Source organism: Sphingopyxis sp. (assembly GCF_036675685.1).
Lineage (GTDB): Bacteria > Pseudomonadota > Alphaproteobacteria > Sphingomonadales > Sphingomonadaceae > Sphingopyxis.
In genome coordinates, this window is sequence record NZ_JAKFEM010000022.1 from 16,516 (window position 1) to 29,147 (window position 12,632).

The 12,632-nt window shown below is 66.2% G+C and carries 9 protein-coding genes; 4 read left to right on the forward strand and 5 right to left on the reverse strand.

Annotated features, from left to right (window positions below; all coding sequences use genetic code 11):
* Positions 1–20: 20 nt before the first annotated feature.
* Both V6M50_RS09470 and gyrA read right to left on the reverse strand, forming a co-directional pair.
* Positions 21–329, reverse strand: coding sequence for a DUF952 domain-containing protein (locus V6M50_RS09470; RefSeq protein WP_332818311.1), 309 nt, complete (start codon positions 327–329; stop codon positions 21–23).
* Positions 326–3,046: a DNA gyrase subunit A gene (gyrA, locus tag V6M50_RS09475; protein ID WP_332818312.1), complete on the reverse strand. Its 2,721-nt coding sequence runs from the start codon at positions 3,044–3,046 to the stop codon at positions 326–328. The genes V6M50_RS09470 and gyrA overlap by 4 nt, the downstream gene beginning before the upstream one ends.
* Before the next feature lie 262 nt (positions 3,047–3,308).
* Here gyrA and V6M50_RS09480 point away from each other — a divergent pair, with 262 nt between their 5' ends.
* Genes V6M50_RS09480 through V6M50_RS09490 form a run of 3 tightly spaced genes read left to right on the forward strand, consistent with a single transcriptional unit; the run spans position 3,309 to position 6,893 of the window.
* On the forward strand, positions 3,309–4,523 hold the full coding sequence (locus tag V6M50_RS09480) for a hypothetical protein (protein WP_332818313.1): 1,215 nt from the start codon (positions 3,309–3,311) through the stop codon (positions 4,521–4,523).
* Positions 4,524–4,581: 58 nt separating this feature from the next.
* Positions 4,582–5,517, forward strand: coding sequence for a hypothetical protein (locus V6M50_RS09485; protein ID WP_332818314.1), 936 nt, complete (start codon positions 4,582–4,584; stop codon positions 5,515–5,517).
* Positions 5,514–6,893 carry a sensor histidine kinase gene (locus tag V6M50_RS09490; RefSeq protein ID WP_332818315.1) on the forward strand — a complete coding sequence of 460 codons (1,380 nt, stop codon included), beginning with the start codon at positions 5,514–5,516 and terminating at the stop codon, positions 6,891–6,893. Before V6M50_RS09485 ends, V6M50_RS09490 begins: the two co-directional genes overlap by 4 nt.
* Positions 6,894–6,955: 62 nt before the next feature.
* Here V6M50_RS09490 and V6M50_RS09495 read toward each other — a convergent pair whose 3' ends face one another.
* Together V6M50_RS09495 and gltX are read right to left on the reverse strand one after the other, a co-directional pair.
* Positions 6,956–8,242, reverse strand: a complete 1,287-nt coding sequence (locus V6M50_RS09495) for a citrate synthase (RefSeq protein ID WP_332818316.1) — start codon at positions 8,240–8,242, stop codon at positions 6,956–6,958.
* Between the two features lie 36 nt (positions 8,243–8,278).
* On the reverse strand, positions 8,279–9,745 hold the full coding sequence (gltX, locus tag V6M50_RS09500) for a glutamate--tRNA ligase (protein ID WP_332818317.1): 1,467 nt from the start codon (positions 9,743–9,745) through the stop codon (positions 8,279–8,281).
* A 59-nt stretch (positions 9,746–9,804) separates the two neighbouring features.
* On the opposite strand from gltX, the gene V6M50_RS09505 reads away from it, so the two are divergent.
* Positions 9,805–11,964 (forward strand): ComEC/Rec2 family competence protein, encoded by a 2,160-nt coding sequence (locus tag V6M50_RS09505; protein ID WP_332818318.1) that lies wholly within the window; start codon positions 9,805–9,807, stop codon positions 11,962–11,964.
* Here V6M50_RS09505 and lexA read toward each other — a convergent pair.
* Positions 11,918–12,601 (reverse strand): transcriptional repressor LexA, encoded by a 684-nt coding sequence (lexA, locus tag V6M50_RS09510; RefSeq protein ID WP_332818319.1) that lies wholly within the window; start codon positions 12,599–12,601, stop codon positions 11,918–11,920. The genes V6M50_RS09505 and lexA overlap by 47 nt on opposite strands.
* Between the last annotated feature and the right edge of the window lie 31 nt (positions 12,602–12,632).

The following is a 12,632-nucleotide window of genomic DNA, read 5'->3' on the forward strand; positions in this document are numbered from 1 at the left end:
TCGCCCCGCCGATGAATTTTTTAGTCGCGCTTTTGCAGGCTCACGACCGCGTGGATCGGCAGTTCGGCGTAAAGGTGCGGGAAGAGCTCGCCGCCGCGGGCTTCTTCCCAGTGGATCGCGTCGCCGAGGAGGATCAGGTCCACCTCGGCGATCATGAGCGCCGTCTGGTCCGCGAAATGCTTGGCCAGCGTGCTCTCGAGCTGCTGTGCGGTGGACAGGTGGATATAACCGTCGGCAATATCCACCGGCGCGCCGCGGAATACGCGTTCGCGTTCGAAATCGACCCATTGCTGCTGGGTCAGCACCTTGAAGGCCGTCGAGGCGGTCATTCGGAGGGCGCCTCGGTCGGGGTTTCGGCTTCGGGGCCGGAGTTTTCCGCGCCTTCCACGCCTTCGATTTCTTCCTCGTCGCTCTCCTCGATCAGCGCCGCCGATACGACATGTTCATTGTTGGACACGTCGAACAGGCGCACGCCCGCCGACCCGCGGCCGATGACGCGCATCGAATCGAGCCCCATGCGGATCAGTTTCGCCTGATCGGTCACCAGCATCAGTTGATGCACCTTGGTGGCGGGGAAGCTGGCGACGACCGGGCCGTTACGCGCGATATTGTCGATGTTGGTGATCCCCTGACCCCCGCGGCCGGTGCGCCGATATTCATAGGCCGACGACAGCTTGCCATAGCCGTTGGCGCAGACGGTCAGGATGAACTGCTCGCGTCCGGCAAGTTCCGCCATGCGCTCGCCATCGAGCGTCGGCTCATTCTCATTATCCTTCCACGGCGCGGCGCGCAGATAGGCCTCGCGCTCTTCCGAGTTAGTGCCGACGCGATGGAGGATCGACAGCGAGATCACTTCGTCGCCGTCGGCGAGGCGCATACCGCGGACACCGGTCGAATTGCGGCTCTGGAATTCGCGGACATCATCGCCGGCAAAGCGGATCGCCTTGCCCTGGCGCGTCGCGAGCAGGACATCATCGCTTTCGTCGAGCAGCGCGACGCCGATTAACCGGTCGTCTTCGTCTTCGCCTTCGAACTTCATCGCGATCTTGCCGTTCGAAGGCACGTTGGTGAAGGCGTCCATGCTGTTACGACGCACGCTGCCCTTTGCGGTTGCAAACATGACGTGCAGCTTGCCCCATTCGGCCTCATCCTCGGGCAGCGGCAGCACGGTCGAGATCGTCTCGTCCTTGCCCAGCGGCAGCAGGTTGATCATCGGACGGCCGCGCGTCGCCGGCCCGCCCTCGGGCAGGCGCCACACCTTCATGCGGTAGACCTTCCCCAGCGTCGAGAAGAAGAGCACCGGCGTGTGCGTCGAAGTGACGAACAGCTCGGTGACGACGTCCTCGTCCTTCGTCGCCATGCCGGCGCGGCCCTTGCCGCCGCGGCGCTGGGCGCGGAAGGTGTCGAGCGGGGTGCGCTTGATATAGCCGTCGAGGGTGACGGTGACGACCATCTCCTCGCGCTCGATCAGATCCTCGTCGTCGATGCCGTCGGCGGCGGGAGCGACCATCGTGCGGCGCGGGGTCGCGAATTCGTCGCGCACCGCGATGAGCTCTTCGCGCATCACGGCATAGAGTTTATCGCGGTCGGCGAGGATTGAAAGCAGCTCCTCAATCTCGGCCGCCAATTCACTGAGTTCTTTGCCAATATCGTCGCGGCCGAGCGCGGTCAGGCGATGCAGGCGGAGGTCGAGAATCGCCTTCACCTGCGTTTCGGACAGGCGATAGGTCGAACTGTCGTCCATCTCGCCTTCGATCGCTTCGACGAGGCGGATATAGGGCGCGATGTCGCCGATCGGCCATTCACGGGCGAGCAGCGCATCGCGTGCCGCCGCGGGGCTCGACGAGCCGCGAATGATACGGACGACTTCGTCGAGGTTGCTGACCGCGACGACGAGGCCGAGCAAGATGTGCGCGCGGTCGCGGGCCTTGGCGAGTTCGAACTTGCAGCGACGGGTGATCACTTCCTCGCGGAAGGCGATGAACGCCGACAGGATCGTCTTGAGCCCCATCATTTCGGGGCGGCCGCCGCGGATTGCCAGCATGTTGGCGGGGAAGCTCGACTGCGCCGGCGTGTGGCGCCACAGCTGGTTGAGCACCACTTCGGCGGTCGCATCGCGCTTCAGTTCGATGACGACGCGCACGCCCTCGCGGTTCGATTCGTCGCGAATGTCGGAGACGCCTTCGATCCGCTTGTCGCGCGCGGCTTCAGCGATCTTTTCGACCAGGCCCGACTTGCCGACCTGAAACGGGATCGAGGTCAGCACGATCGACTGGCGGTCGCTCCGGCCTTCCTCGATGATATGCGTTGCGCGCATCATCACCGAACCGCGCCCGGTGGCATAGGCACTGCGCGCGCCGCCCTGGCCCAGGATCATCGCCCCGGTCGGAAAATCGGGCGCCGGGACGATCTCCATCAGCTCGTCGAGGGTGATTTCGGGATTGTCGATCGTCGCGAGCGTCGCGTTGATGACTTCGCCAAGGTTGTGCGGCGGAATGTTGGTCGCCATGCCGACCGCGATGCCACCCGCGCCATTGACCAGCAAATTGGGATAGCGCGCAGGCAGAACCTGCGGTTCCTGGCGGCTGGCGTCATAGTTGGGCTGGAAATCGACGGTGTCCTTGTCGAGATCGCCGAGCAGGGTCATCGCGACCTTGGCGAGCCGCGCCTCGGTGTAACGCATCGACGCCGGCGGATCGGGGTCCATCGATCCGAAATTGCCCTGACCGTCGATCAGCGGCGCGCGCATCGACCAGTCCTGCGTCATCCGCGCCAGCGCGTCGTAAATCGAGCTGTCGCCGTGCGGGTGATAGTTACCCATGACGTCGCCGACGATCTTCGCCGATTTCTTGTACGGCCGCCCCGGAACAAAGCCGCCCTCCTGCGCCGAATAGAGGATGCGGCGGTGGACGGGCTTCAGGCCGTCGCGCACGTCGGGCAGCGCGCGGCTGACGATCACGCTCATCGCATAATCGAGGTACGAGGTCTTCATTTCGTCGACGATGTTGATCGACGAAACGCCGTCCTCGGACGGCGGCGTAGGCATATTTTCTTCGGTCAAAACCCGGCCTTTTTTCGTTCTTTCGGGAGGAGCATCGAGATTAGCCGAAGGTCCGTGCAAAAGCCAGTGATTCGGTCATTTTGCGCATGATTTTTTGGGTCGGGAAACGGCGCGGAAACCGCGCGTATTTTTGCAGCGAAAAGGGCGCTCTTATCGTCGCGCCATCCCGCGATTTCGCGGCTTGCCAATCGGGTCTTCGCGCCTAAAGGTCGGGGGTGATGACCGCTAATCCGTCTGGCGCCCGCCGATGACCCTGATCGCGCTGATCGGCGCCAGCGAAGTCCTGCCCGATGGCGGCCTCCGCGCGCTCGTCACCGTCGCGGGCGAAACGCTGATCGAGCGGCAGGCGGCGCGCCTCGCCGACGTCGGGGTGACGCATATCGCCGTCGCCGTCGGCGCGGTTCCCGCCGAATTGCTCGCTACCTGCGATCGCATCCGCCGCCGCGGGCTGAAGGTGACCCCGATACGCGCCGCGGCCGACCTGATGGGGCTGGTGCAGGGCGACGACCGCATCATTCTGGTCGCCGATGGGCTGCGCGCGGGCGGGACGCATTATGCCGCGATCGCCAAGCCCGGATCGCCGGCGATCCTCGTCACCGGCGACACCCCGCTGACGCAGGGGTTCGAGCGCATCGACGCGGCGCGGCGCTGGGGCGGGCTCGCCTGTATTTCGGAACCGATGGTCGCCGAACTCGCCGCGATGCCGGGCGAATGGGACATGATGCTGACGCTGCTGCGGCTCGCGGTGCAATCGGGCGCGCGGCGGCTCTATTGCGAGCCTGCATTGTTCGAACAGGGCGAGATCGCAATCGTCTCCGACCGCCCCACTGCCGCGCTGATCGAGCAATCGAGCCTGCAGCAGGTCGAATATGGCGGAATGGGGCTCGGCCGTTCAGCGATCATGATGCCGCTGATCCGGCTTGCGGGGCCGTTGCTGGTCAGATCGCCGACGACGGCGCGTTACCTGCCCTATGTCACTGCATTGCTGTGGGTGATCGTCGCGTTGCTGGCAGCAAGCGGGCTTGCGGCGGCGGGCGCGCTGGTCGCTATCTTCGGCGGGCTCGGGCTTGCGGCGATGCGGTTCCTGTCGGCCTTTCGCGCCGAAAGCGCGGCGCAGGACCGGGCTCGCGAGGTGATCCGCACCTTCGCGTGGGTGCTTCTCGCGATTTTCCCGTGGCTGCTGTCGCTCACCGGACCGGCGCACAAAATGCCGCTGTTTTCGGAAGCCGCGCTCGCGCCGTGCCTTGCCGCGGCGATTCTGCTCGCCCGGTCGCTTTACGAGGATTCGGGTGAACGGCGGCGCTTTCACTGGCTGCTTCCCGACGCCGATCAGGCGTGGATTATGCTGGCGCCGGCGCTGCTCTTCGGCTTCGCTCCGCTGATGTTCGCGATCCTGCCGCTGCTCGCCCTGCTCCAGATATTGCTCTGGCTGCGGCTCGCACGGCGTCCGGAAACGCGGTAAAACAAAGGCCTTCAAGGTTTAACGCCTATTAACGCCATCCTGTTATTGGCGGACACGCATGAGTGAATCGCTCTCCTCGCCCGGCATCGATCCGCCGTCGCCGACGCTGTCGGCGCGCCTGCGCGAACTAGCGGATTATCTGGCCGCGCCCATCGCCGGCCGGCTGACCGAGGAGCAGCGTGCGCTGTCGTTGGGGGTTGCGCGACGGCTGGTCGCCGACGTCGCCGCGCGGCTCGATCCCGGTATCGATCCCGACACTTTGTGGAGCGAATGGCTACGCGGTGGACTTCCGTGCGCCGAACGGCTCGCGGGCATCTGTTTCGCGCGCGCTGAAGAACATCGCTGGCGCGAGCAATCGGTGCTGCGGACCAGTGTGCCGCTGGTCCTGGCCGAACCCGATGAGGAGGTCGCCGAAGCGCTCGCGGTCGGCGAAGCTTTGTCCGACGTCGATCGCGCCTATCTGGCGCTGCAGATTGCCGACCGCCGCCGCTTCGACGCGCTGGGCAACCCCGCGCTTGCCGTGGCGGACCTCGATGGCGAGCTGTTCCGGGTGCTGCTGCTCGACGTCGCCGCATGGCGGCTGGCCGAGGTGAGCAAGGATCAGGCCCGCGCCGCCGAACTGGGCGAAGCCGTGCGGACGGCGATCGAACGGCACACGAGCGAAACGGGCATCGCACGCGCTGGTGCTGCTTATTACGGGATATTGGGTCCAGCCGTTCCCGACGTCGCGCGAACCGCGATCGTCCGGCACAACTGGCCCGTGCTGATTGCGCTCGCCGCCGCGGCACACCATCGGACCTTCGAGGAGATGGCGCTCGCGTTGCTCACCACCGAAACCGCTGCCCTGCCATCGTTGCTCGCGCCGCTGCGGCTCGATCGCGCCGCGTTGGCGCCGCTCGAGGCGTCGCTGGCGATGCTACCGGCACGCGCCGTGGCCGACGGCAGCGCCGGGGGCTATGTCGACGCCGCCGTATCCGAGCAGGTCTCGCGATGACCGAGCGTATCGTCCGCGGCCGGATCGACCGGTCGGGCGCGCTGGTCAGCGCCGATGCCCCGCTGCTACGCCTGCAACAGCGTGCGGGTGCGGGGCTCGACAAGCCGCTGGCGTTGCCGCACCTCGCGCGGCTTGTCGCGCTCGCGCAGCGACTGCACTGTGACATCAGCCGGCCCCTGTACGCTGCCGACGACCATAGCGACATCCACGCGCTCGTCCGTATCGTGCCCGACGCCGACGGCGCGAGTCTCGAGATCAGCGACTGGCGCACGCAGGCCGTGGTGCAGCCACAGATACCGGCGATCGCCGACAGCGCGATCGTGCCGCAGAGCTGGACGTGGGAATGCGACCAGCAATTGCGCATGGTCGCGTTGCGCGGCGCGTCCGACGCCCCGGCGGTGCCCGAAGATTGGGAGGGGCGATCGCTTTCGGAGCTGTTCGAGCTGCAACCCGACGAAGATGGCCGCTTTCCAGTGTTGCGCGCGCTCGCGCGGCAATCGCGGTTCGAGGGTCAACATGTCCAGGCCGATGGTTCGGCGGCGCGCACAGCGATGACGCTGTCGGGCGAGGCGCTGTTCGATGCGACCGGGCGATTCACGGGTTTCCGGGGGCTCGCCGCGCCCGCTGACGCACAGGCGGCCGCCGAGCCGATGCCCAGCGCAGCGCGGGTCGACCCCGCCTTTGGATCGCTTCCCTTGTCCGACCCGCAATTCGGGCGGCGGATCGACGGCGCGCTGCGCGGACCGCTGAGCCGCATCATCGCGACCGCGGAGACGATTTCGGGCCAGTTCGACGGGCCAATCCGCGCCGATTATGCGCGCTATGCCGGCGATATTGCGCATGCCGGACGGCATCTGCTCGGGCTTGTCGACGATCTGGCCGACCTTCAGAATATCGAGCGGCCGGGGTTCAAGGCGGCGCGTGATGAAATCGACCTTGGCGACCTCGCGCGCCGCGCGGTCGGCCTGCTCGGGATGAAGGCCGAGGAAAAGGGCATCCGAATCGACGCCCCGCGCACCGACGATCAGATGCCCGCGACGGGCGAGTTCCGCCGCGTGTTGCAGGTGCTGTTGAACCTGCTCGGCAATGCGATCCGCTATTCGCCCGACAATTCGCTGATCTGGATCCGCGTGAACCGCGAAGGCGACCGCGCGATGGTGACCGTCGCCGACCAGGGGCAGGGGATCGATGCCGAGCAGCAGGCCGTGGTGTTCGAGAAGTTCGAACGACTGGGCCGCACCGACAGCGGCGGATCGGGCCTCGGCCTCTATATCGCGCGGCGGCTTGCGCGCGCGATGGACGGCGAGTTGACCGTCGAGAGCGCGCCGGGGCAGGGCGCGCGCTTCACGCTCAGCTTGCCGGTGCGCGAAGCTTGAATCGAAACGGCGGCGCAGTTTCCTGCACCGCCGCTCCGGAAAACTTTCTCTGAAACCGGGGCTTAGCGCTTGTCGACCGGGATGAACGGACGGTGCGTCGGGCCGGTATAGAGCTGGCGCGGGCGGCCGATCTTCTGCGCGGGATCCGAAATCATTTCGTTCCACTGCGCGACCCAGCCGACGGTGCGGGCGAGCGCGAAGAGCGCGGTGAACATCGTCGTCGGGAAACCGATCGCCGACAGGATCACGCCCGAATAGAAATCGACGTTCGGGAACAGCTTCTTCTCGATGAAATAGGGGTCGTTGAGCGCCATTTCTTCGAGCTGCAGCGCGACTTCGAACACCGGGTCGTTGACCTTGAGCGCGTCGAAAACCTCGCGCACGGTCTTTTGCATCACGGTCGCGCGCGGATCATAGTTTTTATAAACGCGGTGACCGAAGCCCATCAGGCGGAACGGATCGTCCTTGTCCTTCGCGCGCGCGATATATTCGGGAATGCGCTCCGGGCGGCCGATTTCGCGCAGCATGTTGAGCGCGGCTTCGTTCGCACCGCCATGCGCGGGCCCCCACAGGCAGGCGATGCCCGCCGCGATGCACGCGAAGGGATTGGCGCCCGACGAACCCGCAAGGCGAACGGTCGACGTCGACGCATTCTGCTCATGGTCGGCGTGAAGGATGAAGATGCGGTCGAGCGCGCGTTCGACGACCGGGTTCACCTCATAAGGTTCCGCGGGCACGCCAAAGGTCATGCGCAGGAAATTGCCGGTGTAGCTCAGCGAATTGTCGGGATAGACGAACGGCTGGCCGACCGAATATTTATACGCCATCGCGGCGATCGTCGGCATCTTCGCGATCAGCCGGTGGCTCGCGATCATCCGCTGGTGCGGATCGTGGATCTCGGTCGAATCGTGATAGAAAGCGCTGAGCGCCCCGACGACGCCGCACATCACCGCCATCGGGTGCGCGTCGCGGCGGAAACCGCGGTAGAAGGTCGCGAGCTGCTCGTGGAGCATCGTGTGGCGTGTGATCGTCGTATCGAACGAGGTCAGTTCGTCGGCGTTCGGCAGTTCGCCGTTCAGCAGGAGGTAGCAGACCTCCATGAAGCTCGAATGTTCGGCAAGGTCGCCGATCGCATAGCCGCGGTGGAGCAGGACGCCTTCGTCGCCGTCGATATAGGTGATCTGCGATTCGCAGCTCGCGGTCGAGGTGAAGCCGGGATCATAGGTGAACGCGCCGGTTTGCGCATAGAATTTGCGGATATCGACAACGTCCGGGCCCACGGTGCCCGACAGCACGGGGCTCTCGACAGTCTTGTCGCCCAGGGTGATTTTTGCTGGCTGATCGGTCATGTTTTTTCCCTGTTCTGACGGCGGGAGAGAGAGTGGCTACGCCCCTGCCGGATAATGTTGCGCTGCGTCAAGTCGCGCCAGACTGACATCGCGTCCGAGCAACAACAGCACGTCGAAAATCCCTGGGGAAACGGTCCGGCCGGTTAGGGCAGCGCGCAAGGGTTGCGCCAGCTTGCCGAGCCCCAGTTCGGCGGCTTCGGCTTCGGCGCGCACGGCTGCATCCAGCTCTTCTGTCGTCCAATGTTCGAGCCCGCGCAGCCGCTGTGTTACAGCGGCCAGCAGGCCTTCGGGCGAGGCCTTTAGCACCTCGGCCGCCTTTTCGTCTACCGGCAACGGGTCCGGCTGGAACAAGAAAATCGCGCCGTCGGCGATCTTGTCGAGCGTCTTCGCACGCGGCTTGAGCGATTCCATCGCGCGCCGCAGCAACTCGCGGCCGAGGCCATCGAGCGCGCGCCCGACGAGCCTTTCGACGCGCGGCGCAACGAGTTCCGCCAGCCGGGCATCGTCGGCCTCGCGAATATAATGGCCGTTCAGATTTTCGAGCTTCTTGAAGTCGAAACGCGACGGCGAGCGGCCGACATGCGCAAGATCGAACCATTGCGTCGCCTGTTCGCGGCTGATGATCTCGTCGTCGCCATGACCCCAGCCGAGGCGAAGCAGGTAATTGTTCACCGCTTCGGGCAAATAGCCCATTTCGTCGCGATAGGCATCGACGCCGAGCGCGCCGTGGCGCTTCGACAGCTTCGCGCCGTCGGCGCCGTGGATCAGCGGCACGTGCGCATAGACGGGCTCGCGCCAGTTCATCGAACGGATCAGCGCGACCTGCCGGAAAGCGTTGTTGAGGTGGTCGTCGCCGCGGATGACGTGCGTTACGCCCATGTCGTTATCGTCGACGACGACGCTCAGCATATAGGTCGGCGTGCCGTCGCTGCGCAGCAGGACGAAATCGTCGAGTTCGGCGTTCTGGACGGTGACCTCGCCCTGCACCTTGTCGGCGATCGTCACCGCGCCGTCCTGCGGCGCGCGGAGGCGAATGACGTGCGGGACCGAAGGATCGCCATCGTTCCGCTCGCGCCACGGGCTGCGGACGCGGAAGGGCAGGCGCTTTTCCTGCGCCTCGGCGCGCATTGCGGCGAGCTCGTCCTGCGTCAGGTAGCAGCGATAGGCCTCGCCCTTCGCGAGCAGTTCCGCCGCGACCTCGGCATGGCGCGGGGCGCGGGCGAACTGGAACACCGTCTCGCCGTCCCAATCGAGGTCGAGCCATTGCATCCCGTCGATGATCGCGTCGATCGCCGCGTCGGTCGATCGCGCGCGGTCGGTATCCTCGATGCGCAGCAGGAATTTTCCGCCGTGATGGCGCGCGAACAGCCAGTTGAACAGCGCGGTGCGCGCGCCGCCGATGTGGAGATAGCCGGTCGGCGAGGGGGCGAAGCGCGTCACCACGGCGCCGCCGGTCGCTTCTGGGGTCGCTTCGGTTGAATTGGTCTGGTTTTCGGTTGCCACCAAGGCCTCTTTCACTCAATTTGCCGTCCTTCTGGACGGGGATCGGGGGAGCCCCTAGCATGGCGACAAGGCAGCTTCAAACGCCCATTGCCGCGCGCTGGGCAAGTGTCCGGCGCGGGCTGGCCGACGCGATCGAGGCGCGGCTGGAGGCGGAGCGCGAGCGGATCGGGCTTTGGCTGCCCGTCGCGCTCGGCGCGGGAATCGCGGCATGGTTCGCGCTTCCGGCCGAAATCCACTGGATCGGATTATTGCTGCTGCTCGCGGGCGGCCTGCTCGCGGGAATGCTGATCGGCTGGCAAAGCCGCCTCGGACGGGTGATTGTCATCGGATGCGGGACGATGGCGGTCGGCGTCATGCTCATCTGGGCTCGTGCGCTTTGGGTTGCGGCGCCGGTACTCGCCGCGCCGGTTACGACCGGGTTTTCCGCGATCGTCGAGCGCGTCGAGCCGCTGCCGGCGAAGGGCCAGGTGCGCATTATCGCATTGCCGCAGCGCCGGAGCGACCTGCCACCGCGGATTCGCCTGACATTGCGGAGCGAGCAGGCGGCGGAGCTTGCAGACGGCGAGACGATCGGCGTCCGGGCGCGGCTGATGCCGCCGCCGACCGCAAGCCTGCCCGGCGGTTATGATTTTGCACAGCGCGCCTGGTTCGACCGCATCGGCGCCGTCGGGACGGTGCTGGGCGAAGTTTCGCGCGCGCCGGGAGCAGGGGCCAGGGCGCCGCCGCTGCGCGCGCGGCTGAGCGCGCATATCCACGGGCAGGTAGAGGGATCGGCGGGGGGCATCGCCGCGGCGCTCGTGACGGGCGATCGCGGCGCGATCAGCGAAGTGGATGAGGAAGCGATGCGCCGCAGCGGCCTCGCGCACCTCCTGTCGATCAGCGGCCTGCACGTCACCGCAGTGGTCGGCTTTGCCATGTTCCTGACGCTGCGGTTGTTCGCGCTCAGCCGGCGGCTCGCGCTCGCGGGCTATGTACTGCCGCTTGCCGCGGCGGTCGGGGCGCTGGCTGGTGGGGCCTATACGCTATTAGCCGGAGCAGAGGTGCCGACGCTGCGTTCGTTCATTGCCGCGTTGCTCGTGCTCGTCGCTTTCCTCATGGGGCGCGAGGCGTTGACCTTGCGGCTGGTCGCGGCGGGCGCGCTGATCGTGCTCGTCTGGCGGCCCGAATCGCTTGCGGGGCCGAGTTTCCAGCTGAGCTTTGCGGCGGTCACCGCGATCATCGCGCTCCACGAAAGCCGTCCGATGCGGGCCTTTCTCGCGCGCCGCGAGGAGCCATGGATATTCCGTTTCGGGCGCGGGGTTGCGGGGCTGCTCGTCACCGGGCTTATTGTGGAGGTCGCGCTGGCGCCGATCGCGCTGTTCCATTTTCATAAGGCGGGCCTTTATGGCGCGCTTGCCAATGTCGTCGCGATCCCGCTGACGACCTTTATCATCATGCCCGCCGAAGCGCTGGCACTGCTGTTCGACGGCATCGGGCTCGGTGCGCCCTTCTGGTGGGTCGCCGAACAGGCGCTGCGCGGACTGATTTACCTCGCGCACCTGGTCGCCGAAGCACCCGGCGCGATTGCGACGCTGCCGGTCTTTCCGCGCTGGGGTTTTGCGCTAGCGGTGTTCGGCGGGCTGTGGTTGCTGCTCTGGAAGACGCGCTGGCGCCGTGCGGGGGCGGTGCCGCTGGCCATCGGCATGGCAGCGCTGCTCGCCCAGCCGCGCCCCGACATCCTCGTTACCGGCGATGGCCGCCATATCGCGGCGGCGCTGCCCGATGGCAGCTATGCGCTGCTCCGCGACCGGGCGGGCGACTATATCCGCGATACGATGGCGGAGGCGGCGGGTGTCGACGCGCCGCTCGCCGCGCTCGCCGAATTGGGCCATGTCGAATGCAATCGCGATTTCTGCCGCTGGAGCCAGGGGACCGGCGCCGCGCGCCGCGTCATCCTTGCCTCGCGCGGGCGCGACCGGATCGATGGCACGGAAATGGCGTCAGCCTGCGCTGCCGCCGATGTCGTGATCAGCGACCGCTGGCTACCGCACGAATGCGCGGGGCGATGGATGACGATCGACCGCGACAGCTTGGCCGAAAGCGGGGGGCTTGCGCTTTATCTGGGTGAGAAGCCCGAGGCCGTCGCCACGCTTCGCGCGGGCGACGGCCATCCGTGGCGCCTACCGCAGCAGCTTAGTGGTAACGACGAAGCAGTCCCGACAGGCGCCCTTGCACGATGACGCGCTCGGCGGGGTAACGCTGCGGTTCGTAAGCGCTGTTCGCCGGATCGAGCCGGATCATCGGGCCTTCGCGGCGGAAATATTTGAGCGTTGCGTCCTGTCCGTCGACCAAGGCGACGACAATATCGCCTTCGCGCGCGGTGCTCGCTTTCTGGATCAGCGCATAATCGCCGTCGAAGATGCCCGCTTCGACCATCGAATCGCCCGATACTTCGAGCGCATAATGTTCACCCGATCCGAGCAGCGCGGCGGGGACAGCGAGATTATTATGCTCCTCGAACGCCTCGATCGGCACGCCCGCGGCGATCTTGCCGTGCAGCGGCACCTCGACGATGTCGTTCGCGGCGATCGGCCGCAGCGCGGGAGCGGGTTTGCGCAGGGGCACGATATTGTCGCGATCGTTGCGCACAGACGGCTTCGTGGCTTCGGGCACCTTGAGTACCTCGAGCGCGCGGGCGCGGTTGGGAAGGCGGCGGAGAAAACCCCTTTCTTCCAAAGCGCTTATCAGTCGATGTATGCCTGATTTCGATTTCAGGCCCAGCGCTTCCTTCATCTCCTCGAACGACGGTGAGATGCCGCTCGCGTCGAGGCGTTCCTGGATGAAGTGGAGCAGCTCATGCTGCTTTGCGGTCAACATCGGTCGTTCTCCATGATGCCATTGCCGGACA